Here is a 24,840-nt window from a genome sequence, read left to right as displayed (position 1 = left end):
CACTTTTCAAAAAGTTAATTACGAATATAAGTTTTAAAACTTGGTGAAATAATGAAATTTAGTAAAACTTTAAAACGCTGTATAGCGGGGGCAGTTGTGCTTTGCCATGTGGGGGTATTATCTGTACCTGCAATGGCCGCAATTGAACAAGAAGCCTTTGGTCGGGTTAAACCTGGTACGGAGGGTTCGGTAAGACAATCTGATCTGGAGCAGATGCAGGAACTAGTGAAAAAAATGCAAATGCGTTTGACGGATTTACACCCTAGGGGAAAAGTCAGTGCATCAAAATTACAGAAATTAAACCAGCAGCAAGAATCATTAAGAGCAGCAACTGCCAAACAAATTCTAGGGCTACGCAGTAACATTGCCCAAGAAACAGCAAAAGCTGTTGCCGATATTCGTCTGGAAGCACAACAATTTAAAGCTAAGAAAGTTTCAAGCACTATCATTGCTCGACAGGAACAAACAGCTAAACTGATCGAACAACGCCAGACGATTATGGATGGATTGTTTGACCAGTTAGCAGCAGCCAAAGACACGAATAGCCGCAATGCTGCTTTAGACAAAATTTCAAATCAGATGGCTCAATGGGAACCAAAAAAACTACAGCGTAATTTTAAAGAGTTGCCTTGGGGACGGCCAGATAGCAAAGTTCCAGCCCCCGTAACAGCACAAGATTTTAAAAAACTTGCACCTGCACTAGAACATTATCGAGTCAAGAACGATAAAATCACGATTAATCCAAATTACAAACCATTGGTGGATGCTTCAACATTAAATCCAGATCAACTTTGGAAACAAGCGACTCCAACGGTGTTTAACAGTACCAGTGTAGGGCAATGGCAAAAAATTGCCTTTAATGGTATGACTTTAACAGATCAAAATAAATGGCCTGTACTGGCTTCACTCCCTGTGGCAACGCAGGTAGAAGATTTAAAGCCTAATGAAGATGTACAAATTAGCCAAGAGATTAAAGACCTTGCAGCACAACTGAATCATAATCCTGCAAAAATTTATAAATGGGTCTATGACAACATTGAGTTTGTCCCAACCTATGGTTCGATACAAGGTTCAGCCTATACATTAGAAACCAAACGAGGTAATGCTACAGATACCAGTAGTTTATTAATTGCTTTACTTCGTGCATCAGGTATTCCTGCCCGTTATGTATCAGGAACAATTGATGTACCTGCGGAAGTAGCGAAAGATTGGGTCGGTGGTGTAAATAACTTAGGTGCTGCGGCTAATTTAATTGGGCAAGGTGGTGTACCAAGTGTCATTATGGCCAGTGGTGGTAAAGAAACCCATTTACGCATGGAGCACATATGGGTTGAAGCTAAACTAGACTTCATGCCAAGTAAAGGAGCAGTTCAGACCAGTGAACAAAATAACCCGAATGTTGAAGATAGCTGGGTACCACTAGATGCTAGCTATAAGCGTTATGAACGTACTAAAGGTATAGATTTAGCCAAAGCTGTACCATTTGATGCCGAAGACTTTTTAAATAAAGCCCAGCAAGGTGCAACTGTTGATGAAGCCAATGGCAGTGTACAAAACCTCAATGCCGCGAATATTGAAACAGCAACCAAAGCGTATCAAGACAAGATAACAGCTTACCTAAAACAGCAACACCCAACGGCAACAGTGGGTGATGTATTAGGTACAAGCAAGATCAAGACTTATAAAAGTAAGATGTTAAGTCCAGTACTGCCTTATGAAGTAGTTGCAGTAGTCCGCGACTATCACACCTTACCGGACACTATGCGTCATTACTTTCACTTAAATGTCTATGATGAAACTGATCCATATGCATCTCAGACGGGAAGCTATGTTGTTCAGTTCAGGATTCCAAGCACTCAGTTACGTGGTAAGTCATTAGCCTTATCATTCCGCCCAACAGCAGACGCTGATGCGCAGGCAATTGCCAATGCGCTTCCAAAGCCTGATGCGAGTGGCAACGTTGACCCAAGCAAGCTACCCAAATCTTTGTCTAGTTCAATTCGGGTAACAGGTGAAATCACACTGGATGGACAAGTATTAAAGACCTTACCGAGCTATGCATTAGGTACAGAAATTCAAGCGCAAATGGGTTTTATGAGCCCAAACAATAACTGGAGTTTACCAAACAAACAGTTTAATGCGGGTGAATACCATGCGATTGGTTATGATATGCAAGGAATTGGTAAATCCCAATTAGCGCGGTTAAAGGTTAAATTACAAGCAGCTAAAACTAAGATTGAAAGCAAAGATGAAGCGCAAATTAAAACGCTAAATAATCATGATGTGACCGGAATAATGCTTCAAGCGGTGGTACAAAACTACTTTGGTTTAAATGATGCACAAGATAAAATTCAAGAACGTCCATTTGGTGTTATTAATAATTCGTTTATGAGTTTTGGGACATTCTCAACAAGTTTACAAGGTGTATATAGTTGGGGAGTACTAAGAACGGCAAAATTTGCTGGAATGGTCATGGATATTGATCGTATTGGTGCAACGATTGTTGATAAAGATAATAAGCAATCCAACTTATTAGCCTTTACTCAACAGCAGGGATCACGTCAAAGTTTGAATGAAAATCAAATTCCTGAAATGTTTTTTAATGATCCAGATAGTACACAGAAGACTGTAGCCGGCGTAAGTGCAGTTAAAGTTCTTCAAATAGCTTCATCACAAGGTCAAAAAATTTATAAAATTGATCAGTCTAATATTGATAAAATATTACCAGAGCTTAACCATAGTAGTCAGGTAATTACAGATGTGCGTAATGCTATTGCAGCAGGTAAAATTGTTACGATAAGCCAGGCTAAAATTAATTTTAACACTTGGAGTGGAAGCGGATATATTATTACTGATCCTAATACAGGAAGCGGCGCTTATATGATTAGTGGAGGAGTAAATGGAGGAGCAATTGATGCTTTATCTGATGCTTTGAATGGAACTTTAGTTGGAGTTGGATTAACGATACTTGGTATATTAGCTTTATCATTACCAGCAACTTCTATTTTTGTTGGTATCGTTTTTTGGTTTGCGTTATTTATGAGTTTTTTGACACTTGCTTCAGGAGTTTACGACTTATACAAATCAAAATGTCCTATTTCTGATGTACTCGGTTTTGGGTTGATTACTTTAATATTTGGTGTTTTAGGTTTTACAAAAATACCATCTATAGCAAGGTGGTTAGGCTTAAGTTCAGGAGCGATAGGGTTTTTCTTACCTGATGCCATTAAGGAGGCGAAAAACTGTGGTCCTACTTGATTATATTTATATGACTAATTTACCAATTTATATTAGTATTCTTTATTTTTTAATTGGATTTGGATTAAATGTGATCTCTTATAATATTGCTATTAATAATTTTCAAACTAAAAAAGCACCATTAGTTGTGATGCTTTTAATGTATTTAATTGCTAATGTAGTTATGGTTGCTTTTCTTCCATTAATAAGCACTCATGTTGGAATATACTTTTTAGTAAGTATTGTAATACCTTATGCTGCCGTCTGGCGAACAAATTTTTAGTTATATCTAGGATTTTAAATGGCTGATGTTATATACTTTAATTTATATTGCTCTAAATACAGGAAGTAATAGGTAGTACTGGGTGATAAAGTTGTTGTTTAACATCAGTTGTTTTTTTTAGGAGGATTATTTTGCCAAATTGGTTTATTTTTTTGAGCTTTCTTACTTTGTTTTTTTCTATTTTTTTTGTATATATTTTTTTGAAAAATAGAATTTTTTCGATAAAGCTATGTATTTTAATTTTTATTTTATGTATGTTGAATTTTTATTTATCTTTATTATTTTTAACTAAAAGTTTTTAATAATGTTTTTTAGGTGTGAAAGTACTATTTAAAGTAAATATTAATTTCCTGTACTAAAATATAAGTAAATTTTTATAGTTGTATTTGGGGGGCTTGGATTTTAATTTCTATATCTTGGTAGTAGTTTTTTTTATAATCATTTCGTAATTTTGAATTAATAATCTCACCTTTAGCATTGGTCTTCACACCAATAATTTGTTTTTGCTCATCATAAATATAAATAAAGTATTGCTGTGTTAGAGGGTCTTTATATAACTGTCGTAGATAATGCTTACAAGGATAAGTTTGACCATCACATAAAAGCTGTTTGATGTCTTTAGGTAAAACTTGATGATCTTGATAATAGTGTTCTAATGCTTTTATATATAGTTGTGCTGTACTGATAAAATCTTGTTCTTTAAGACGCTTTGTTTGCGTTGAGGTGATTTCGATATAGCTCCCCAATAAAATGCCATAAACCAAAATAAACCATAAGAAAAAAACATAGGTCATGCCTGTTTGGGCTTTACCAAGTTTGGTAATTGCTACCATCAATGGATGCTCCCTTAGCATTACTTTTTATGTCATATACAACCTGTTCACCATCCATATTGATATATATAGGTTGCCAATTCGTTTTTTTAGTAATTGGATCAACAGGAATATGTCTCAAATATTTTTCTATAACAAGCTCATCTAAGTTTTTTGGATAATGTCCTTTATCAGAATAAAAGCGGTCAATCGCAATCCGAATCGTTGCTAAATCGCTTTTAAGGGCAGATTCTTCTGCTTTGTCTAAGCTTTTAATATATCTCGGTAAAACAATGCTGAGTAATGATGCAATAATGACAAGTACCACCAAAAGTTCAACTAATGTAAAACCACGCTCGATTTTACATTTACCATGTGTCATAACGAGTTCCATCCAAAGCGAGTTTTTTACTTTTGGAGTGTATATCATAGACATCATCTCCAGCTTCAGGAGCATTGGCAGGGCTAGCATAACTTCTAAGAGCCCATGATTCTGCTCCGCGAGTTTGATCGGGTACAAATGGATCGGTAGGAATACGTCTTAAAAAATAGATTTTCCGTCCCTTGATATCTTTTAAGTCAGGGACACCATCTACTAAATCAGTTAAGGTTTTGGGATAACCTGAACTATCAACAGGCATATAAATTCTTCCTTCATCCACAGCTTGTTTATAATTATCTAAGGCTGTGCGTATTTGTATTAGAGCGTCCTTTAATTCACGTTCTTGGCGACGCTTTTGATCTAATTGAATCAAAGGAAAAGCCATAGAAGCAATAATAGAAATGAGGGTAAGCGTCACCAACATTTCTACTAAAGTAAAACCTCGAATCCTTGCCAGCATGATTATTTTATTTCCACAGTTTTACGATCAGAATGGTGACCAAATTGATCATGTGAAGTGGTTAAAGTAATTTCACCTTTGCCTTTATAACCAGATAAGGGTTGTAAGGTTAGTAAAGCGAGTGACTGTTGCTTGAGATCATCATTCACTAAAATTTCGATACCCTCTAAAGTAGTATTGTATGTAACCGATTGAGTAGCTTTGGTCATTAATCGCATATCAGATAAGTTAAATGCATGTCGATCAAATTTAATTAATACTTTTGAATCTTTGGCAATGGATTGAGCTTCTACTAGCACGTTTAATGGATCAGTATTTATGACCTGTTCGGGTACATTTAAATTAATAATATTCTCGGAGACGGTTTGTGGCTCAGCAATTGATTGAGGTGGTGGTACAGGAAGATAGGCAGATGGAGGTATATTATTTGAGGTAGAGCTTTTAACTTCACCTTTAAATTTTGCTAAGGAGTCTTGATTGTTATTTAAACTAATATAGTTTTGTGTGCCCGAATCAAAAGCATCGATATATTTTAAACGTTCGGTATTACGACGAATAATTTTGGGGGTAATGGATAATAAGATTTCTGATCGACTTTTGTCTTTTGAGCGGCTGGAAAACAAATTTCCTAATATAGGTAACCTACCTAAGAAGGGTATATTAGTAGCACTCTTACGTTCCTGTTCACGGATCAATCCTGCTAGAACTTCAGTTTCACCATCCTTAAGTTGTAGTACTGTACTGGCATTTCTAGTACCAATTTGATAGGTCAATAAACCTGTATTGGTTCGAATTTCTTTGACAATATTGCTGACCTCTAAAGAAACTTTAATCCCGACGTCATCATTAACTTGAATTTCTGGTTGAACTTCTAGAGTTAAACCTACATCTAAATAACTAACTGACTCAGTTACTGAACTAGAGACCTGATTCATTGTTGAAGTAATTACGGGAACTTTATCACCAACCACAATTTTTGCTTTTTCTAAATTCTTAACACGTAGAGAGGGGCGAGCAAGAAGATTGACCCGACCATTGGTATCTTGCAAATTTAAGGTTACAAGTGGGGAAATACCACCCACAGTAATACGATTCGTCGAGAGATTTAGCAGATCGTTTAAAACGACATTTGATGATTGAGTAGAGATACCTACTGGAGATAAAGAAACTTTACTAGGAATAGCAATACCCAAATTATTTAAAACTTCATTACTGACTTCAAACACTTTCACTTCTAAAACTACTTCTGGATCAGGTTGATCATAAACTTGAATCAACTTTTCTGCGGCTTGTAAAATTTCAGGGCGATCACGAAGAGTAATCAAGCGATTCTTATCATCAATGTAAATAAATTTTGGATTTAAAATTGTCTTTAAAACATCCTGTGTCTTCTTGGGATCACCTGCTTTTAGGACAAAAGTTTTGATTTGTAGGTCTTCATACTGTTGTGTTTTATCTGCTGTATCATTAAAAACCAAATAGGTATTTTGATTCACAACCTTGTAGCGAAGCTTATTGGTTTTTAGAATTAGATCAAGTGTTTCAGAGATTTTGGCATTGCTGGCATAAATTGTAGTTTTGAGATCTGTTCCAACATCACTGTCAAAGATAAAGTTTATGCCTGCTGTTTGAGATACAACGTCCATCACTTGTCTGACATTGGCTTCTTTAAAATTGAGAGAAATCTTTTTATCAAGTAATGACTGTGACGTAGATATCTCTTCATTTGCAAGTGCAAAAGCAGAGTAGGTGAATGTTCCCCAGAACAAAGTTGTTAATAAATAATATTTTTTCATCGTCATTTAAGTATAAAGTACAAAAAACTGTTGGTTGGTCAAATCTAGAATCGTGATTTGGTCATTTTGAATGACACTAATTTTCCAGCGATTTCCTAATATATCGCCTGCTTTAACCACATAGGTTTCCCCATCGTTAGATAGGAATATTTTTTTGACTCCGCTCGGATCAACCATTTGACCTATGTATTGGAAATTAGGTGGGATGATTGGAGGAGGAGCTTGAACAATTGGAGCCTGTGCAATTGGTTTAATAATTGGAGTAATTTTAGGTGCAAGAGTTTTTTTAGGTGTTTCATTAACCACTAAAAATTGCTGGAATATTTCAGAGTTAGGGAGGGCGTTCTGCTGTAACCTCAGTGAGTGAAACTCTAATTGGGAATGACCAGTCTCAGCTTTTACTGCCCCCATCTTTTGATATGTGTCAGGAATCAACCAAGAAACTGCTGTCAAAGCTAGTGTAATAGTTAAGGCAGAAATGAAAATGAATTGTCTGATCATGAGCGTTCCTGCACTTGCCAAATGATATTCATATTTGGCTGTTTCTTTAGATCATCTTGTACAAGACTGAAGCTTAATAACTGGATATTTTGATAATTTTTTAAATGATTTGTAGTATTACTCAAATTGCTAATTTTGCCTTGTAACTGTAATTGAACTTGTTGATTCTGCGGATCATATTTTGCATCTAAAACCTGAACATCAGCATATTGATAGGATTTTGCAATCTCAATTAGGGCAGTTCCTGTCAACGATTTACTGGAAACTTGCTGAATGTCTTGTTGTTTAATATTTCTTTTAACTTCATGTAGTAGTTCTATATTTTCTGCTGTGATTGCGTCCAGATTTTTCTCATATTGGGGTAGAACCAATAGATAACTAAAGATTGAAAACAAAAACAAAAAGGTGGTGATGATATCAAGTCTGATGAGTTGATTAATAGATTGGTATACAACCCATTTAATTTTTTGATGATTCATAGCGTACATTTTAAAGAAAACTCAACTTTATATGTCTTACTTTCAATTAAGGCTGAGGTTGAAAGTATTTCTATTTTCTGAATCTGTTGCATACTTAATAATGATGTTTTAAATAAACTTAAATCTTCAATAGAGCTTGCTTGTCCAGAGACTTCCAATTGATTCAAGCTTTTTTTATATTCCAATTTTTTTAATAGAATTTTTTCTCTAGGATATTGATTGATTTGTTCAATTATTGGGAAAGCATCTATTTGAAGTGCTGAAATTGAAGTTTTGGATGTTTCTTGATTTTGCTTATTTAGTTTCTCTAATTGTGTTTGCAAAGTCAGTTGGCTTTCTTGTTGTAAATTAAATTGCTGCTTCTTTGTCCACACTGTGAATAATGTAAAGACAGAAATTAAGAAGAATGCAAGCAATAGGCAATATCGGATGGGATGTTTAAAACGTTTATGGTCATAAATGTTAAAACTCATTTTATGCCCTTCCATGTTTGGAGTGTTACTTCTGTAATCTCTGATCTAGGTTTACGAATAATCATATCAAGCATATGATCCACATGAATAAATAGCGTTTCTGTTAATGGTTCTAAACAGGAAAAAACTTGTTCTTCCTTTACATTATTTTTAAAGAGATAAGTGGCAAGAGGTTGAATGTCTGTATTGAAAAACTTACGCTTATTCAAATATTGTTTGAGTGATTCCAACCAGTATTTATTAACAGCTATGCCTAGATAAGGCTTATTAAACTGTGGTTTTTCAAAGAAAAGTTGATATTTTTCAACTTCAAGATATGGAAAGTGTAATACAAAATTCTTTTGGTTTTGTTTTACAAAATGTTCAGCAGAATAGATCTGTTCTGCTGAATTGATAAAGATCTCATAACAGTCGGCACCCAAGAAAATTAAGCTTGGTTCGGCCAATATAGCATTTGAAAATAGTTCTGAAAGTTGCCCTAAAGGCTGTAATTGAGTTTCTGTAATCAAATATAATTGTTGCTGGGTAATATAATATCTAGGCTTGGATTTATTTAAACGTAACACGGTTGACCTCTTCGAATGAAGTTTCACCATTTACTACCATTTCCAATGCCTGCTCACGCATGGAACTAATGCCGTATTCCAAAGCTTTTTGTTTCATTTCTGCTAAAGATGCTCGATGAATGATCATGTCTTTGAGTACATCATCCAGCACGAGAATTTCTGCAATTGCTTTTCGACCTTTATAGCCAGTTTGGTTACATTCCTTACAACCTGAAGCAATATAGTGATCTTGCTCTTGCTGTTTGCAATGAGAGCACAATATGCGAATTAAACGCTGTGCAATAATGCCATTCAGTGCACTTACAAAATTAAATTGATCAATTTCCATATGTTGGAAACGACCAACAACATCAAATACATTATTTGCATGAACAGTTGTAAAAACGAGGTGTCCAGTTAGTGCCGCTTGAATAGCAATTTCGCCTGTTTCTTTGTCTCGGATTTCACCGACAAGAATTTTATCGGGATCATGACGAAGAATTGAACGTAGACCTTTAGCAAAAGTTAAGCCTTTTTTTGCATTGATGGGTACTTGTAAGACATTATCCAATGCATATTCAACAGGATCTTCAATAGTGATTAATTTCTCATAAGGTTTCAGTGTTTCATTAATCAATGCATATACGGTTGTAGTTTTACCAGAACCTGTTGGACCTGTCATAAGCACCATGCCATAAGGCTGATTGGCAATCTGATATAATTTTTCCCGATATTGCGGGTTATATCCCAAGTCAGATAAGAGAAGTTTTTGTCCCTGTTTTAAGATTCCATCTTTATCTAGTATCCGTAGAACAGCATCTTCTCCAAAGATTCCTGGAATAATTGAGACGCGAAAATCCAATAGTTTATGTTCTAAATTAATAGTAAAACGCCCATCTTGGGGAATGCGACGTTCGCCAATATCAAGTTCTGCTAAAACTTTAATTCTTGAAACGATCTGTTGAGCAAGTTCAGTTTGATATATTTGCTTGACCTTAATCAGAATGCCGTCAAGTCGGTAGCGAATTATTAACCCACCAGAAATATTTTCAAAATGAATATCGCTGGCTTTTTTAATATAAGCATCATATAGAGCAGTATTGACTATTTGAATCACTTCATTCGTTGTGTTTGCAATACTATTGAGAGAGATTAGTTCAATCTGTTCACTATGTGCTATATCACTTTGATAAGGATGCTCTTGATCTATTGTAGAGTTACTAGAAAAACTTTGTATTTGTTGTAGATGTTGCTTGATGAACTCAGGGCTGGAAAAATAAATTTGAGTATCTTGGACTTTGTCTTTTAAAAGTGAAGACAAGTTAAAGTGCCAAGGCGAAGGAAGAATCAAGACATTTTGATCATCATGTTTGACTAGGATTAAGTTATAGCGAAACATTTCCTGAAGGCTGATTGAATGATCAGAAATATTCAATTGAATAGCTTTATCCCAATAAGGAATTTTATATAAATTTTCTAAATGTGAAATTAGTTTAGATAATTGATTCTCATCAAATTTTTCTAACCAATTTTCATTGTTTAATGCTCTTGCTTTAAGAGAATTTAATAGGGTTTGATGGTTCATAATGAGCCCACCATATCAAAGATTGGAAGATAGAGCAGGATGACAATAAAACCAATGCCACTTCCGATCACAATCATTAACAGTGGCTCAATGACTTTGGATAGTTTTTCAATAAATCTAGAAATTTCGGCATCATGAAAATCAGCAGTTTTTTGGAGCATTTTACTGATATTTCCGTTCGTTTCTCCGCTTCTAATAAGGCGATTAGCAATGGGGGTTATTAGCTTATGTTTCTCTAATAAATCGCTAAATTTTTCACCCTGTTTTAGACCTTGTTCAATAAATGGGATCTTATTTTTTTGATTCTGATCTAATATATCCTTACAATTTTGTAGAGCATAAATGAGAGGATATCCTCCTTCAAGCATTAAGCTTAATCCTCGATAAAATCTAGTAAAAATAACAATATTATAATAGTAGGAAAAAGTCTCGATTTTAATTAGATTAGCCAAGCTAATATTAATAATATCTTTTCTATAATAAAAAATAGCCAAAAACATGAAGATAATAATCGTAATAATATAAGCTCGATATTGGGAAATATAACCGCCAGATTGAATCAATAAGTTCGAAAAAAAGGGAAGTTTGAGATCAAGATCACTGTAAATTAGTGAAAATTTTGGAATGAGATAGAGCAAGAGAAATAAGAAAATAATGATACCAATTACCAAAACAGTAAAGGGATAGATAGAGGAATTGATGAGTTTGTTTTTGATCTTTTCGATATTTTCTGCATAAGCCAAATAACGCTCTATACCGATAACTAAACTTCCTGTTTTTTCATTTGATTTAATAATTGCAATACATAAGTCTGGAAAATATGCCTCTTGATAAGACATGCTTTGAGACAGAGTTTTACCTGCTCTGAGTTGAGCATAAATAGGCTGTAGAACATCATGGTAAATTTGTCCTCTTTCCCGTAGTACATCTACGACCTCGACAATACTTAATCCAGATTCTAATAAGGTCTTAAACTCGTATAGGAAAATGGTTAGATTAAAATGAGGCCTATAAGAAAGATTTTTAAAAATATTGTGGCTTTTCATTTACCAGTTACCAATATCTGTATTATCGTTCTCGCCACCTAATTTTTTATCTTTACCAAATGAAAAGACGTCATAGTCACCATTATGTTGACTAGGTACATTATATTGGTATGGTGTTCCCCATGGATCAGCAGGAATACTCTTTTTTAAATAAGGACCATTCCAACCTTGTAAATTATTTGGACAATTTAATAAAGCTTTTAGACCTTCCTCAGCTGTTGGATATCGCCCTGTATCTATCCTAAAATTGTCCAAAGCTTTAACAAATGTATCAATTTGGGCTTTTGCAGTCGTGACTTCAGACTTATTAATATTTTTAAATAACTTTGGACCAACTATTCCTGCTAGTAATCCAATAATTACAACAACAATTAATAACTCTAAAAGTGTAAACCCCAAACTATTCTTTTTCATATTTTTCAAGTGGTTAAATTTTATTAAACAAATTTTATCAAAAAGTTACAAAACAATAAAGAAAAACAAATCTAAAGTTAATATATTAAAAATTCTTATTTTTTAAATTTATAACATTAATTAATAAATATAAGATGTTGGTCACATTTTTATTCATCATATCATTTATTATTTTATCTAAGGTAGGAGAAATTAGAAATCTTGCCTGTTTGCTTTAATGAACCCGTAACTTTAAGATTGACACTGTTGCATAGTACGCTTCATGGTTTTCACAAAATCACGTGGTACTTCAGGGCTTTGTAAACTTAAGCTTCCAAGTTTAAGCATTAGTTTAGGGGAATATTGACGTTCTAAGCGGTGATAAATACATGTACAACTTGCACGGCTATGACCTGCTGCCATACATTTTAAATAGAAATCACGTTGAGCATTATTTTTCTGACCTGCAAAGGCAATAGATGCAAATAATAATCCGCCTAGAAAAACTGAATAATTATAAAATGACATATATCTACTCGTGATTGTTTTTTTCATTATCCATATTTTGGCATAACTTTTTCAGGTTCAAAATCAGTTGATATCAACTTGCGGTTTCATCATAGTTAGAACTGTTTTAGAGGTCAAATTGATTTGAAGATGATCACTGTTTTATTGTCCTTAAAATAGACAATTTTGATTGTTGCTATTTTAAAGACAGTGTTACGACATTACACACCCTATTTTTTTACATCTTTTTTTGCTTTGATAAACGTTTAAGCATTATTCATTTTTAAATCATTTAGATACAACTTAATTGCTTTAAAACTTTAATTTAACAGGATATTTTATATGGTAGATACCCCAATTAAAAAAGAAACAGAAAGTACATGGGCGATATGTCGAGATCCTGTTTTACTAACTATGGTTGGTGGGGCGATTGATACCATTGGCTTTATTGCGTTGTTTGGCTTTTTTACTGCTCATGTTACGGGAAACTTAGTGTTGGCAGGGGCGGCAATGGTTAAAGGCGGTGCAGGTCTATGGATTAAGCTTGCTGCTATTCCACTATTTATTTTGACTGTGGTCATTACAAAACTTTTAATTGACCGTAGTCAGATGAAGCACAAAACGCTGTCTTATTTATTCTTATTTGAAGCCATTTTTCTATCTGCTTTTATGATTGCAGGGCTTTATTTCGAACCTTTTAAAAATGCCGATGCCATTACAGTCGCACTAACAGGTGGGTTGGGTTTAATTGCCTTAGCTATTCGTAATACTTCAAGCAAAACGCTGATTAAAAATATTAGCCCAAGTACCATGATGACGGGCAATACCACGCAGCTCGGTATTGATATTGCTAACTTGCTTAAAAACAATAATGCAGCCAATCGGGCAAGTTTTCTAAAAAGCGCCAGTATTGTGATTGGGTTTGTGATTGGTGCTTTCTTGGGAGCGATCCTCTATGTCTATTTTGACTTTTGGAGTGTAGCGCCGTTTATCTTACCAATTTTGTATTTCTCTTATTTAGCTTCACAGCAAAAGTTCAACCAAGCTTGATTGAAATACATAACCATTGAGCCTGAATTAGAGTGAGTTCAGGCTTTTTTTCGCAATAAAGGAAAACGGAAGCTGAGCTAAAATTGTTCGTTCATCGCTTTACAGGCATAATGACCTGATGGGGAATACATTCGATTAAGGAATGCAGAATGACAAAGTCTTACCATTATTCAATGATAACAATAATGGCTTTGCTCAGTGGCTGTCAGGTCATTAATTTAAAAGAAAGTAATTTAAGCAATGCCTTAAAAAGTAAGAATGAAAGTATTCTGACCGACGGCACTTTAAGTCACCAAACCCAAAACTTACTGTATTTGGTTAAAAAAGATGAAAAATCTTGTCTGCAAAATTTTGATGATTGTTTAAATAAAATTCAGAGTTTGTCCGAAAATAGCAGCCGAGAAGAACGCTATGCTGCGCTGAGCGAAATTTATTTAGCAAAAGCTTTAGATGTTGGGCGTAGCAGCCAGTGTAATGCCATCAATAAAAGTAATAGTTGCATTGAGCAAGAGTTAGCTTTGTTCGATAAAAGCTTGCGCTATAGTTACGTTTATTTATTTGACTCTGAAGAGTCTCCGTTTGATCGGGTATTTGACCATCGCCAAAATCAGGTACGTATTTTTTATAACGTCGCTTTGTCGAAGTTAATGACCACGTATTTTAATCATTTAAATACGCATCGTTTTCCACCTCTGCTGAAAGCAGATGGCCATCAATATCATGTCAATTTTGACCATGCCGTAGATGTACAAAAGATTGAGGTCGATACCTTTCGCTCCAGCTATAACATGAACTTTTCTGGTTTTAATACCGTTAACCGTAAGGATGGTTTAGGGGCAGAGTTTATTGTCGGGCGTAAAGAAAATGATGTAAATCATGGCTTTATTTTAGATCCCGATGCTTTTTATGCTCATCAGAATAATCCGAACATACATTTACCACGCTTTTTTCCAGTCACTGCCATTGCTTACCCAAAACAAAAGGCTACAGCCGATCAGGTGATTGCTGGAGCAGAGTTAGAAATTGCGATGTTCGATCCATATCGACAAAGCCGCGTAAAGGTTGAAGGTGTGGACTATCCACTTACCGCCAATTATTCGGCGCCTTATGGACTTTGGCTATCGAAATATAATTTAGGTGCAGCAGGGTATTGGTCTTTAATTAATAAAGAATCCAATTTAATCATGCCGCATTTATATATGCTGGAACCTTTTAACCCCAATAAGAAAATCATTGTGTTTGTTCATGGCTTGGCAAGTAGTCCAGAGGCGTGGGTAAGTTTGACCAATGATATTATGGGCGATGCCGAGTTAAGACAAAACTATCAAGTTTGGCAGGTGTTTTATTCTACCAATATGCCCATTTTTGAAAGTCGTTTTCAGATTTATTCATTGCTGAATCAAGCTTTTCAAAACATTGCTAAAGACAGCTATGCTGCGCACGATGCAGTGTTGGTTGGGCATAGTATGGGCGGAGTGATTAGCCGTTTATTAGTAAGCGATGCTGATGTTTCCGATTTAGCCATGCAAAAAATGAATGAAGCACAGTTAAATCGTTTAAAAGAAAATCCAGTGATTCGAGAGCGTTTTCAGTTCAAAGCTTTGCCTTATTTTAAGCGGGTTGTTTTTGTTTCGGCGCCACATCATGGTACAGATTACGCTGACCGATGGTTTACCCAAATTGCCCGCCGTGTTATTCGTTTGCCCGCCGATTTCTTTATTGCAGTCGAAATGAGAGATGAGAAAAATACGAAACTCAGAAAAGGTTTAATTGAAAATGGCGCGAGTAATTTAAGTCGTTCTTCCAACTTTATGCAGCTCACACAAGCCATTCAGCCATCGCCACAAGTGGTCTATCACTCGATTATGGGCAATATTAATGGTACGGCAGATAAGTTAAAAAGCAGCGATGGAATTGTGCCGTATCAAAGTTCACATTTAGGTGGTGAGCAATCGGAACTGATTATTAAAGGTGGGCATTCAATTCAAACCAGCCCAGAAGCGATTTTAGAATTACGCCGTATTTTACGGTTGCACCTTAAGCAGTCACAGCCTTCAAAATAGAATTTTTGTTTTTTAGACAACCACTGCTGAAATGGGCCAACAGTGGTTGAAATGATTAATTTAGCTGGTTTTGTTTGAGCGATTTTTTGTGCTCAAAATAGCTGATTGAAAAAATAACCAAGCCGACTAAATACAAGACTACAGACAGGAGTAATAAATCTAATCCTGCTGCATAGAGCAACCAAAGTGCATAAATTGAAGCGACGCTTGCAATGGCAATATGTGGGGTACGTTTGTGGCGAATTGATTCTTTAAGATAAAAAGCAGACACCAGAAAATAAGGCAGTAAAATCATTACCGATGAAATCAATAAAAGCTGGGTATAGTTTTTATTGAAAAAATATACGGCAATCAATGCGCCTTGCACGACCAGAGTGGTGAGCCAAAGCGATGAAATGGGTACATTATTTTGATTATTCTTTAAAAATAATTTCGGGAATGCGCCATTTTTTGCAGCCAAATATGGAATTTCAGTTGCAAATAAAGTCCAGCTTAAATAAGACGAAGCAACTGAAATAATAAGCCCAATGGTAATAACGATAGTGCCTGGCAAGCCTATGAGCTGCTGCAAAATGGTTGCCATTGATGGGTTATGCATACCAGCAAGCGCTTCACGACTCACCACGCCATAGGCCAATACTGTGACCATCACGTAAAAACTTAATGCCAGTAACACACCCAAAATGGTCGCTTTACCAATATCATAACGGTTTTTTGCACGCGATGATAAAACCACAGCACCTTCAATACCGGTAAATACCCAAAGGGTAATTAGCATCAGGTCTTTCACTTGCTGCCAAAGTGGAACTTTTAAAGAGAAGTCATTTAAGTTGAGTTTGAATAAATCAAACTTAAAGGCAATAAAGGTAAAGAAGATGAAAACCACCATTGGAATGATTTTGGCGATGGTCGCCAGTAAATTCACAATTGCCGCTTCTTTAATGCCTCGACTCACTAACCAGTGTACAAGCCATACAAAAATGCTTGAGCCAATCAGTGAATAGAGCGTATTACCTTCACCAAAAATAATATGGTCTTTGCTGTCGGTAAACATGCCAACGCCCGAAAATGCAATCACGACATAACCGACAATACCAATGGTGGTACACAACCAATAGCCCCAAGCGGAGCAAAACCCAATCAGGTCACCAAAACCTTCACGCGCATAGTTATAAATACCACCGTCTAGATCTGGTCGTTGGCGAGTTAAATGTAATAACGTGAGCGCTAAGAAAATAATGCCGACTCCGGTAATGAGCCATGCAATAAGAAGGGCAGAGCCGTTGGCAACCTGAGCCATATTTTGGGGTAGGCTAAATACGCCTGACCCCACCATAGAACTAAAGACCAGCGCTGTAAGAGACAACAATCCAATTTTGGCAGCAGACATGGTATTTATTCTTTAAAAAATTGAGAGAGTTCAGCAATGTGTTCTGGACCAATACCACAGCAACCGCCTACTAAACTTGCACCTGCTTGCTGCCACTGCTTGGCAAAACCAAGATAAGCAGGAGCATCAAGATCTTTACGAACTTCATCAAGTCCATCGTTGGCAGTTGCGCTGCTATCTTGAGGCGGGAAAGCATTGGCATAGGCACCAATTTGTACAGACTCTGGAATAAGTCCTTTAATTTCATTAATGGCTTGCAAGATTACTTCAGGCTGGCAGCAGTTAAACAAAACCGCTTTTGCATTTGACTGTTTTATAAAATCAGCCACTTGTTGCATGTTTTCGCCTGAGCGGAGTAAGGCTTGTTCTTGTGTAATTTCGTCTTGAAGCGTAAACGATACCCAATAGTCCTTACCATCTTTTGGTAATAAGGCATGAACTGTTTCGACTTCTTTTAAGCACGATTGAGTTTCTGCCAACCAGAAATCCACCTCTGGTGCCAATGTATTAATGATTGGTTCAGCAAGGTCTTTAGCCTGCTCAGCTTGAAAAAGGTCTGCACGGTAAGAACCAAATAAAGGCGGTAAGCAGCCTGCAATTTTGACATTTTTCCCGCTTTCTTTAACTGCATTTTTTGCTTGTTCGATGGCAACTTGAATTAAACGAACACCATCAGTTTCAAAGCGTTCTTGCCCGATGTGAAAGGGTACGACAGCGTAGTTATTAGTGGTAATCACTTCTGAACCAGCGTTAATAAAATCGAGATGTACTTCTTTTACTGTTTCAGGCGCTTCAATGAGTGCGAGCGCAGACCACTCTGGTTGACGAAATGGAGCGCCACGACGAGCCAATTCACGGCCTAAACCGCCATCTAAAATTTTCATAAATTACAACATAAAGGGAGAAAAAATATTTAAGTAATCTAGCGCGTAGAAGGGGCGTATTCAATCGCTAATATGCTCGATATATTTCTAAATAAATTAGATTGTTATGAATATTTTTTCTTAAAAGGAATTCTGTATATGATGTTCAGTTTTACTGATGAACTTCATGTGAAAAAGAAGACTTATTTATATACAGCTATAGACTAAAAAACAAGCTTAAAGTGCGCCATATTGTTGCCAACTTTCTCCAGTGTGCTGAGTTTTATAATAGGCCTTAAGTTGCTCAAGTTGACTGAAATGTATGCCAGACCAAATCAATAAGCTGATTAATATTAAAGCTTTATATAGGCTTCGAATTTTTTTTAAGTGAGTAAACGCCAATGACAAAAAAAACAGAGCAGGTAAAAATATAAAGAATTGAATAGGAGAGAAAAATAAATGAGTGGTACTGAAGTAGACTGAGACAGTACTGATTAGTAGATTTAAAATTGAAAATAGTTTTTGATATTTGCCGAGCTTAAATGTATAAGCAGTGATGGCAAGTAACACGGCTGAACTTACATAAATAGCTGTGCCGCCAATCATCCACATATAAAAACCGCTTACCAATAGATAAGCCAGTAGTACAACAAGCACGAGCTTAAAACAAAATGAAAAGAGGCGGGATGATGAGTTTAAAGGCGTCATAGCTAATCTAAATATCTCAACTGAGGTCTTAAAAAACAAAAGGACGAATCGAAATTCATCCTTTTGGAATTTTACTTATACATCATCAAACTTAGTTTGCTTTTGCAACAGGGGCAGCAGCAGTTTCATCGTTTGCCGCTTTGAACGGAGATGTATAGTTCAAGCCAAGTGTAGAACTTGTGTACTGACGAACTTTGTCGAGTAATACAGGATCTTTGCTTAGGTCTTGTTTATAAGAAACAACAATTTCATGAAGCTTCTGATTCCATTTACCTTCAGTTTGCTCTGGGAAAGCTTTTTCAAGCAAGTTAAGCATGATGTATGGAGAAGTCGAAGCACCCGGAGACGCACCTAACAATGCAGTTACAGCACCATCTTTAGACGCAAAGATTTCTGTACCGAATTGAAGTGTAGCTGGTTTACCCGGTTCTTTTTTAATGATCTGAACACGTTGACCACCTTGGCTTAAACGCCAGTCTTCAGCTTTCGCATCTGGGTAGTACTTACGAAGTTCATTTAGACGGTCTTCATCTGACATCATCACTTGGCTAACCAAGTATTTAACAAGATCAAGATTTTCCAAGCCAACAGTAGTCATTGGTAAAACGTTGTTTTTGTTAGTAGATGCAAGTAAATCAAGCTGAGAACCGTTTTTCAGGAACTTGTTTGAATACGTAGCAAATGGTCCAAACAATACATATTTTTTACCGTCGATATAACGCGTATCAATATGTGGCACAGACATTGGAGGCGCACCTAATTCAGCACGGCCATAAACTTTTGCTGTGTGTTCTGCAGTAATTTTTGGGTTGTCCGTAATTAAGAACTCACCACCGACAGGGAAGCCAGCATATTGTTTCGCTTCTGGTAAACCAGTAAGTTGCAATAATTTAACTGCTGCACCACCTGCACCAATAAATACAAAACGAGTTTTAACGTGATCTACTTTACCAGTTTTCAAATTTTTGAAAGACACAGTCCAAGTTTTGTCATCATTTTGGCTGATGCCAGTTACTTCGGTTGAAGTCTGTAATTTGAAATTAGGGTTTTGGTCTAAACGATTCACTAATTGTTTAGTGATAGAACCATAGTTTACGTCAGAGCCAACATCCATACGGGTCGCTGCAACTTTTTGACTAGGGTCACGATCGTTCATTACTAAAGGTGCCCATTGTTTAATAACAGCTGGGTCTTCAGTAAATTTCATACCTTTGAACAACGGGCTTTGAATCATTGCAGCATAACGTTTTTCTAAGAATTGAACGTTATCGCCCCAAACGAAAGCAATGTGCGGAACAGGGTTAATGAATGATTTAGGTTCAGCTAAAACGCCTTGTTTTACCTGATATGACCAAAACTGTTTAGCAACTTCAAATTGAGAAGCAACTTTTTCAGCTTTGACAATTTCCATCTTACCGTTTTTCTCTTCGGTATAGTTCATTTCCATAAAGCCAGAGTGGCCTGTTCCGGCATTGTTAAAGCCGTTTGAACTTTCTTGAGCAACTTGGTCAAGACGTTCATACATACGAATTTGCCAGTTTGGTTCAAGCTCAGTGAAATAAGTACCGAGAGTGGCACTCATGATGCCGCCGCCAACAAGAACGGCATCAACAACTGGCTCATCTTTTGCAGTTTGAACTTGTTTTGACGTCGTCGGTCTAAACAAGAAAACGATACCTGCAATTAAAATAAGAATGATTAATACCAGAAGGTATTTCAAAAACTTTTTCATGTAAGGGGGACCTTAAAATAAGTTATTTGAGTCACTTAAGGTGTGAGGAAACCTAGACAGCGTATCCAGACAAAATGGATATAAATGCGAAGTAAATTCTCAAAATCAGAGAACTTATAAAAAAATAAAATTACTTGGGATTATCGCAAACACTCTATATTTTAGACTAATTTTGCATTGACAAGACAATTTTTATAATAAATGGGTTTCATCAATATCATAAATATGATTTATATTTGATCAATTTGAGCTTTAATAAGATAATTTTCAATAATTATTTTTAATTAACTATTTGAAATATAATTAATAAATTTTATTTGATTAAAGTTAAATCATTTGAAGAATATACGTATATAAAGATAGATGATTTTTTGTTTCATGCCATATTGATGTAAAACAGCTTTTTTTGAAGAGCTTATTTTCTGTCATACATCGTTCTTATTAATGCTTGGATTATAAATATTAAATTAAGGGTATATTTCTGCATAAGAAATATACCCTTTAAGATTTTACGAGGCTACATAGAAAGGTGCAGTTGAACGTGGTAGTGCTTCACGTCCACGAATTTGGTCTGCAATTTTCTCGGCAATCATAATGGTGGTTGCATTTAAGTTACCGGTAATAATAAGCGGCATGATCGAGGCATCAACCACACGTAAGCTTTGCATACCATGGACTCGGCCTTGACCATCCACGACAGCCATTTCATCTTCACCCATCTTACAGCTACAAGATGGATGATAAGCTGTTTCTGCATGGTTACGAACAAAGTCGTCAAGCTCTGCATCTGTTTGCAAATGTTTGCCCGGACTAATTTCTTCACCACGATATGGATCAAGAGCAGGTTGCTGCATGATTTCTCGGGTGATACGAATCGCATCACGGAACTCACGCCAGTCTTGTTCACTCGACATATAGTTAAACAAGATACTTGGATGCTCAAACGGATCTTTTGATTTCAGTCTAATACGGCCACGTGAAGGCGAGCGCATTGAACCAACGTGTGCCTGAAAACCATGCTCTTTCACTGCATTACTACCATTGTAGTTAATAGCAACTGGCAAGAAATGGTACTGAATGTTTGGCCATTTGAACTCATCTGAACTACGGATAAATCCGCCTGCTTCAAACTGGTTACTTGCGCCAATACCTGTTCCATTAAATAACCACTCAGCACCAATGGCAGGTTGGTTATACCATTTCAAGGCAGGGTATAAAGAAACAGGCTGCTTACATTTATATTGTAGGTACATTTCTAAATGGTCTTGCAGGTTTTCACCTACGCCCGGCAAATCATGAACAACATCAATGTCCATTGATTTTAAGAAAGTACTTTCACCCACACCAGAGCGCTGTAAAATTTGTGGTGAAGCAATTGCACCTGCACACAGTAAGACTTCACGTTTAACTAAGGCGCGTTGCAAGTTGTTTTGATCAGCACCAATGATGTATTCAACCCCCACGGCTTGTTTTTGATTAAACAAGATTTTATTGGTCGTTGCATGAGTCAAAATGGTGAGGTTAAGACGGCCTTTTGCCATATCCAGATAACCACGTGCGGTACTTGAACGGCGACCTTTAGGCGTTACCGTGCGGTCCATTGGACCAAAACCTTCTTGCTGGTAACCATTTAAGTCATCGGTACGCGGGTAACCTGCTTGTACGCCAGCTTCAACCATGGCATGGAACAATACATTGTTGCCATTTTTTGGTGTTGCAACTGACACAGGGCCATTGCCGCCATGGTAGTCGTTTTCACCAATGTCACGAGTTTCGGCTTTTCTGTAGTATGGCAAACAATCGGCATAAGACCAGTTTTCTAAGCCTTTATGGGTTGCCCATTGTTCTAAATCCATTGCATTACCACGGATATAGCACATACCATTAATTAAAGATGAGCCACCTAAACCTTTACCACGACCACATTCCATACGACGGTTGTTCATGTGCGGTTCTGGGTCGGTTAAATAAGCCCAGTTATAGCGACGACCTTGAAGAGGGTAGGCCAAAGCTGCCGGCATTTGGGTACGAAAATCCAAACGATAATCTGGTCCACCAGCTTCTAATAATAAAACGGTGGTATCTTTGTCTTCAGTAAGACGTGCAGCAAGTACATTTCCGGCAGATCCTGCGCCAATGATAATGTAATCATATTCTTTAATATTCATAACTATCCTTTTTTTACTAACAGTTTGCCTGAGCAATCTATAAAGATTGCTCTGCATATGTGATTTAGGTTGACGTGTTTAAGGCAATTGATGCATTAAAAAATGCTTTGATAATCGCCAAGTTCAACTTGAATAGATTTGATACGGGTATAGTGTCCAAGCGTGGTTAGGCCATTTTCACGGCCCACGCCAGATTGCTTGTAGCCACCCACTGGCATCTCTGCAGGCGACTCGCCCCAAGTATTAATCCAGCAAATACCAGCTTCAATTTGGTGAATAATGCGATGAGCGCGGCTAATGTCTTGAGTGACCACGCCGGCAGCTAAACCAAAGGTGGTGTCGTTAGCACGACGAATCACTTCTTCTTCAGTCTCGTAGCTTAAGATGCTCATGACTGGTCCAAAAATTTCTTCTTGAACAATTGCCATTTGGTCATTACAGTCGCTAAATACTGTCGGTAGTACATAAGCGCCTTTAGCAAGGTCACCTTCTGTTGCACGTCCACCACCAATTAAGACTTTAGCGCCTTGTTGTTTACCTGACTCAATGAAAGACAACACTTTTTCCATATGAGGGAAGCTGGTGAGTGGCCCGAAGTTGGTTTCTTCAGCCATTGGGTCACCAATACGAATACGTTTTACACGCTCTACAACAGCTTTTTCAAAATCGGCTAAAAGAGATTTTGGAACAAATACACGCGTACCATTGGTACAAACTTGGCCTGAACTAAAGAAGTTCGCCATGACAGCAATATCAGCTGCACGGTTAAGGTCGGCATCTTCACAAATAATCAGTGGCGATTTACCACCAAGTTCCATGGTCACTTCTTTAAGTGTAGAGCCAGCAGCACTTGCCATGACTTTTTTGCCAGTTTCAACACCACCTGTAAATGAGATTTTCTCAATTACTGGATGTTCAGTTAACCACTGACCAATTTCATGGCCTGGCCCTTGAACTACGTTGAATACGCCGTCTGGTAAGCCAGCTTCTGTATAGATTTCTGCAAGTTTAAATGCAGTAAGAGGAGTGGTTTCACTAGGTTTGAAAATCATGGCATTGCCGGCAGCAAGGGCAGGGGCAGATTTCCATAAAGCGATTTGAATTGGATAGTTCCAGGCACCAATACCTGCAACCACGCCTAAAGGTTCACGGCGTGTATAAAAGAAACTTGATTCGCGAAGCGGAACTTGTTCACCCTGAATGGCTGTTGCAAGTCCTGCATAATATTCGAGTACATCTGCACCAGTCACAATGTCGACTGTAGATGTTTCACTGTAGGCTTTACCAGTGTCGAGTGTTTCAAGACGGGCAAGTTCATCATTACGATCACGCAAAATGTCGACTGCGCGACGTAAAATACGTGAACGCTCCATGGCTGTCATGGCAGCCCAGATTTTTTGTCCTTGTTGGGCACTTTGTACAGCAGCTTCAATATCTTGTTCAGAAGCTTGTTGAAGAATCGCGATTGTCTCGCCGTTGGCAGGGTTAATACTATTAAATGTTTTTCCACTGGTTGCTTTAACGTAGCGTCCATGGATATACAGTTGATGAACTTGTGCATCACTCATTTTGTCTCTCCTGCAAAGGCTTGTTCGCAAATTGAACTTGCGTTTGTACATAATCGTAAGCAATGGAACGAGCAAGGTTGCTGTCAAATTCGTTATGACGGCTTAAACTGCCTCGTAACCATAATCCATCAATCAATGCTGCCAACCCTCTAGCGGCAACACTTGCCTGCTGTTCATCCATTAACTTGAGAAAATAAAACTTCAAGTTGGAATATAGGCGTTGATCATTAATCTTTTGCAAACGGCTTAAGTCTGGTACATGCATACTCGCTGACCAAAAGTCTAACCAGACCCGCATTGCTTTTTCATTTACCTGACTAATGTCAAAGTTAGAGTCGATAATCGCCTTAATCTGGCTCTCTGGATGCGAATCTGCTTCTGCTCTGTACTGTTCAGTTTTATGACGCAGAACATTCAGCATTTCTTGCATACAGGTATTGATCAACCCTTGTTTGTCGCCAAAATAATGGCTGACAATGCCGGTCGACAACTCGGCTTTTTTTGCAATTTGTGCAATGGTGGTATTGGATAACCCCACTTCATAAATTACGTCGAGTGCGGCATTCATAATTTCTTCACGTCGCACGTGCTCTGGTTTTACTCTGCGTTTTGTCATGTTTTTCCACATCAGCACTTTTAATGGTGCTTTAAATTCAGCATGTTAACTTGCAGAGCATCATAGCACTTTTTTTATCATACTTGTTATTGATTGAACGTTCAATCAATAACAAGTATCATATGTAAAAATCAATGAATTTTTGAAGATTGCCTCTAGGAATAAAGAGGTAAAATCAAAGAT

At 36.9% G+C, this 24,840-nt stretch carries 23 protein-coding genes; 4 read left to right on the top strand and 19 right to left on the bottom strand.

Annotated elements, in window-relative coordinates; genetic code table 11:
* The first annotated feature begins 51 nt into the window (after positions 1-51).
* Together MKL38_RS07890 and MKL38_RS07885 are read left to right on the top strand one after the other, a co-directional pair.
* Entirely contained in the window at positions 52-3,258 is a 3,207-nt protein-coding gene (locus MKL38_RS07890; protein ID WP_270902995.1) for a transglutaminase domain-containing protein, read from the top strand.
* Between the two features lie 10 nt (positions 3,259-3,268).
* Positions 3,269-3,520, top strand: coding sequence for a hypothetical protein (locus MKL38_RS07885; RefSeq protein ID WP_270902994.1), 252 nt, complete (start codon positions 3,269-3,271; stop codon positions 3,518-3,520).
* A gap of 374 nt (positions 3,521-3,894) precedes the next feature.
* Here the strand turns inward: MKL38_RS07885 and MKL38_RS07880 are convergent, their stop codons facing one another.
* The 12 genes from MKL38_RS07880 to MKL38_RS07825 form a co-directional block, all read right to left on the bottom strand.
* A complete protein-coding gene (locus MKL38_RS07880; protein WP_270902993.1) occupies positions 3,895-4,353 on the bottom strand; it encodes a hypothetical protein in 459 nt (152 codons plus the stop codon).
* Complete coding sequence (locus MKL38_RS07875) at positions 4,328-4,714, bottom strand: prepilin-type N-terminal cleavage/methylation domain-containing protein (protein WP_270902992.1); 387 nt, start codon at positions 4,712-4,714, stop codon at positions 4,328-4,330. Before MKL38_RS07875 ends, MKL38_RS07880 begins: the two co-directional genes overlap by 26 nt.
* Positions 4,701-5,174 (bottom strand): type II secretion system protein, encoded by a 474-nt coding sequence (locus MKL38_RS07870; protein WP_270902991.1) that lies wholly within the window; start codon positions 5,172-5,174, stop codon positions 4,701-4,703. Before MKL38_RS07870 ends, MKL38_RS07875 begins: the two co-directional genes overlap by 14 nt.
* A 2-nt stretch (positions 5,175-5,176) precedes the next feature.
* A complete protein-coding gene (locus tag MKL38_RS07865) occupies positions 5,177-6,970 on the bottom strand; it encodes a hypothetical protein (RefSeq protein ID WP_270902990.1) in 1,794 nt (597 codons plus the stop codon).
* 6 nt (positions 6,971-6,976) lie between these two features.
* Positions 6,977-7,471: a hypothetical protein gene (locus tag MKL38_RS07860; RefSeq protein WP_270902989.1), complete on the bottom strand. Its 495-nt coding sequence runs from the start codon at positions 7,469-7,471 to the stop codon at positions 6,977-6,979.
* On the bottom strand, positions 7,468-7,950 hold the full coding sequence (locus tag MKL38_RS07855; RefSeq protein WP_270902988.1) for a hypothetical protein: 483 nt from the start codon (positions 7,948-7,950) through the stop codon (positions 7,468-7,470). Before MKL38_RS07855 ends, MKL38_RS07860 begins: the two co-directional genes overlap by 4 nt.
* Complete coding sequence (locus tag MKL38_RS07850; RefSeq protein WP_270902987.1) at positions 7,947-8,423, bottom strand: PilN domain-containing protein; 477 nt, start codon at positions 8,421-8,423, stop codon at positions 7,947-7,949. Before MKL38_RS07850 ends, MKL38_RS07855 begins: the two co-directional genes overlap by 4 nt.
* On the bottom strand, positions 8,420-8,989 hold the full coding sequence (locus MKL38_RS07845) for a hypothetical protein (protein ID WP_270902986.1): 570 nt from the start codon (positions 8,987-8,989) through the stop codon (positions 8,420-8,422). The genes MKL38_RS07850 and MKL38_RS07845 overlap by 4 nt, the downstream gene beginning before the upstream one ends.
* Positions 8,973-10,553, bottom strand: a complete 1,581-nt coding sequence (locus MKL38_RS07840; RefSeq protein ID WP_270902985.1) for a GspE/PulE family protein — start codon at positions 10,551-10,553, stop codon at positions 8,973-8,975. Before MKL38_RS07840 ends, MKL38_RS07845 begins: the two co-directional genes overlap by 17 nt.
* Entirely contained in the window at positions 10,550-11,599 is a 1,050-nt protein-coding gene (locus MKL38_RS07835) for a type II secretion system F family protein (RefSeq protein ID WP_270902984.1), read from the bottom strand. The genes MKL38_RS07840 and MKL38_RS07835 overlap by 4 nt, the downstream gene beginning before the upstream one ends.
* Entirely contained in the window at positions 11,600-12,013 is a 414-nt protein-coding gene (gene gspG, locus MKL38_RS07830) for a type II secretion system major pseudopilin GspG (RefSeq protein WP_270902983.1), read from the bottom strand.
* A 231-nt stretch (positions 12,014-12,244) separates the two neighbouring features.
* The gene (locus MKL38_RS07825; RefSeq protein WP_017391749.1) at positions 12,245-12,520 is read right to left on the bottom strand and encodes a hypothetical protein; all 276 of its coding nucleotides are present in this window, start codon (positions 12,518-12,520) and stop codon (positions 12,245-12,247) included.
* Positions 12,521-12,841: 321 nt separating this feature from the next.
* Here MKL38_RS07825 and MKL38_RS07820 point away from each other — a divergent pair, with 321 nt between their 5' ends.
* Positions 12,842-13,549: a YoaK family protein gene (locus MKL38_RS07820; protein WP_231761737.1), complete on the top strand. Its 708-nt coding sequence runs from the start codon at positions 12,842-12,844 to the stop codon at positions 13,547-13,549.
* 149 nt (positions 13,550-13,698) lie between these two features.
* Positions 13,699-15,612: an esterase/lipase family protein gene (locus MKL38_RS07815; RefSeq protein ID WP_270902982.1), complete on the top strand. Its 1,914-nt coding sequence runs from the start codon at positions 13,699-13,701 to the stop codon at positions 15,610-15,612.
* A gap of 55 nt (positions 15,613-15,667) precedes the next feature.
* Here MKL38_RS07815 and MKL38_RS07810 read toward each other — a convergent pair whose 3' ends face one another.
* From MKL38_RS07810 to betI, 7 genes are all read right to left on the bottom strand, one after another.
* On the bottom strand, positions 15,668-17,002 hold the full coding sequence (locus MKL38_RS07810) for a basic amino acid/polyamine antiporter (RefSeq protein ID WP_080026460.1): 1,335 nt from the start codon (positions 17,000-17,002) through the stop codon (positions 15,668-15,670).
* A 5-nt stretch (positions 17,003-17,007) separates the two neighbouring features.
* On the bottom strand, positions 17,008-17,886 hold the full coding sequence (locus MKL38_RS07805) for a homocysteine S-methyltransferase family protein (protein ID WP_005042379.1): 879 nt from the start codon (positions 17,884-17,886) through the stop codon (positions 17,008-17,010).
* A 216-nt stretch (positions 17,887-18,102) separates the two neighbouring features.
* Positions 18,103-18,573 (bottom strand): hypothetical protein, encoded by a 471-nt coding sequence (locus MKL38_RS07800; protein WP_270902981.1) that lies wholly within the window; start codon positions 18,571-18,573, stop codon positions 18,103-18,105.
* A 91-nt stretch (positions 18,574-18,664) separates the two neighbouring features.
* A complete protein-coding gene (gene mqo, locus MKL38_RS07795) occupies positions 18,665-20,305 on the bottom strand; it encodes a malate dehydrogenase (quinone) (protein WP_004641704.1) in 1,641 nt (546 codons plus the stop codon).
* A 509-nt stretch (positions 20,306-20,814) separates the two neighbouring features.
* Complete coding sequence (gene betA / locus MKL38_RS07790) at positions 20,815-22,473, bottom strand: choline dehydrogenase (protein ID WP_270902980.1); 1,659 nt, start codon at positions 22,471-22,473, stop codon at positions 20,815-20,817.
* Positions 22,474-22,568: 95 nt separating this feature from the next.
* Positions 22,569-24,041 carry a betaine-aldehyde dehydrogenase gene (gene betB / locus MKL38_RS07785; protein ID WP_270902979.1) on the bottom strand — a complete coding sequence of 491 codons (1,473 nt, stop codon included), beginning with the start codon at positions 24,039-24,041 and terminating at the stop codon, positions 22,569-22,571.
* Positions 24,034-24,657 (bottom strand): transcriptional regulator BetI, encoded by a 624-nt coding sequence (betI, locus tag MKL38_RS07780; RefSeq protein WP_017388703.1) that lies wholly within the window; start codon positions 24,655-24,657, stop codon positions 24,034-24,036. The genes betB and betI overlap by 8 nt, the downstream gene beginning before the upstream one ends.
* Positions 24,658-24,840: the final 183 nt, after the last annotated feature.

Source organism: Acinetobacter sp. AOR14_HL, from assembly GCF_027855175.1.
Taxonomy (GTDB): domain Bacteria; phylum Pseudomonadota; class Gammaproteobacteria; order Pseudomonadales; family Moraxellaceae; genus Acinetobacter; species Acinetobacter calcoaceticus.
This window is presented reverse-complemented; position numbering and strand designations above follow the sequence as displayed.

Coding starts and splice junctions, on each gene's coding strand:
- MKL38_RS07860 (WP_270902989.1), bottom strand. CDS start 7,471: ATGATCAGACAATTCATTTTCATTTCTGCCTTAACTATTACACTAGCT.
- betA (WP_270902980.1), bottom strand. CDS start 22,473: ATGAATATTAAAGAATATGATTACATTATCATTGGCGCAGGATCTGCC.
- betB (WP_270902979.1), bottom strand. CDS start 24,041: ATGAGTGATGCACAAGTTCATCAACTGTATATCCATGGACGCTACGTT.
- MKL38_RS07875 (WP_270902992.1), bottom strand. CDS start 4,714: ATGACACATGGTAAATGTAAAATCGAGCGTGGTTTTACATTAGTTGAA.
- MKL38_RS07840 (WP_270902985.1), bottom strand. CDS start 10,553: ATGAACCATCAAACCCTATTAAATTCTCTTAAAGCAAGAGCATTAAAC.
- MKL38_RS07820 (WP_231761737.1), top strand. CDS start 12,842: ATGGTAGATACCCCAATTAAAAAAGAAACAGAAAGTACATGGGCGATA.
- gspG (WP_270902983.1), bottom strand. CDS start 12,013: ATGAAAAAGAATAGTTTGGGGTTTACACTTTTAGAGTTATTAATTGTT.
- mqo (WP_004641704.1), bottom strand. CDS start 20,305: ATGAAAAAGTTTTTGAAATACCTTCTGGTATTAATCATTCTTATTTTA.
- MKL38_RS07805 (WP_005042379.1), bottom strand. CDS start 17,886: ATGAAAATTTTAGATGGCGGTTTAGGCCGTGAATTGGCTCGTCGTGGC.
- MKL38_RS07810 (WP_080026460.1), bottom strand. CDS start 17,002: ATGTCTGCTGCCAAAATTGGATTGTTGTCTCTTACAGCGCTGGTCTTT.
- MKL38_RS07880 (WP_270902993.1), bottom strand. CDS start 4,353: ATGGTAGCAATTACCAAACTTGGTAAAGCCCAAACAGGCATGACCTAT.
- MKL38_RS07870 (WP_270902991.1), bottom strand. CDS start 5,174: ATGCTGGCAAGGATTCGAGGTTTTACTTTAGTAGAAATGTTGGTGACG.
- MKL38_RS07815 (WP_270902982.1), top strand. CDS start 13,699: ATGACAAAGTCTTACCATTATTCAATGATAACAATAATGGCTTTGCTC.
- MKL38_RS07855 (WP_270902988.1), bottom strand. CDS start 7,950: ATGAATCATCAAAAAATTAAATGGGTTGTATACCAATCTATTAATCAA.
- MKL38_RS07885 (WP_270902994.1), top strand. CDS start 3,269: ATGACTAATTTACCAATTTATATTAGTATTCTTTATTTTTTAATTGGA.
- betI (WP_017388703.1), bottom strand. CDS start 24,657: ATGACAAAACGCAGAGTAAAACCAGAGCACGTGCGACGTGAAGAAATT.
- MKL38_RS07835 (WP_270902984.1), bottom strand. CDS start 11,599: ATGAAAAGCCACAATATTTTTAAAAATCTTTCTTATAGGCCTCATTTT.
- MKL38_RS07825 (WP_017391749.1), bottom strand. CDS start 12,520: ATGTCATTTTATAATTATTCAGTTTTTCTAGGCGGATTATTATTTGCA.
- MKL38_RS07850 (WP_270902987.1), bottom strand. CDS start 8,423: ATGAGTTTTAACATTTATGACCATAAACGTTTTAAACATCCCATCCGA.
- MKL38_RS07890 (WP_270902995.1), top strand. CDS start 52: ATGAAATTTAGTAAAACTTTAAAACGCTGTATAGCGGGGGCAGTTGTG.
- MKL38_RS07800 (WP_270902981.1), bottom strand. CDS start 18,573: ATGACGCCTTTAAACTCATCATCCCGCCTCTTTTCATTTTGTTTTAAG.
- MKL38_RS07865 (WP_270902990.1), bottom strand. CDS start 6,970: ATGAAAAAATATTATTTATTAACAACTTTGTTCTGGGGAACATTCACC.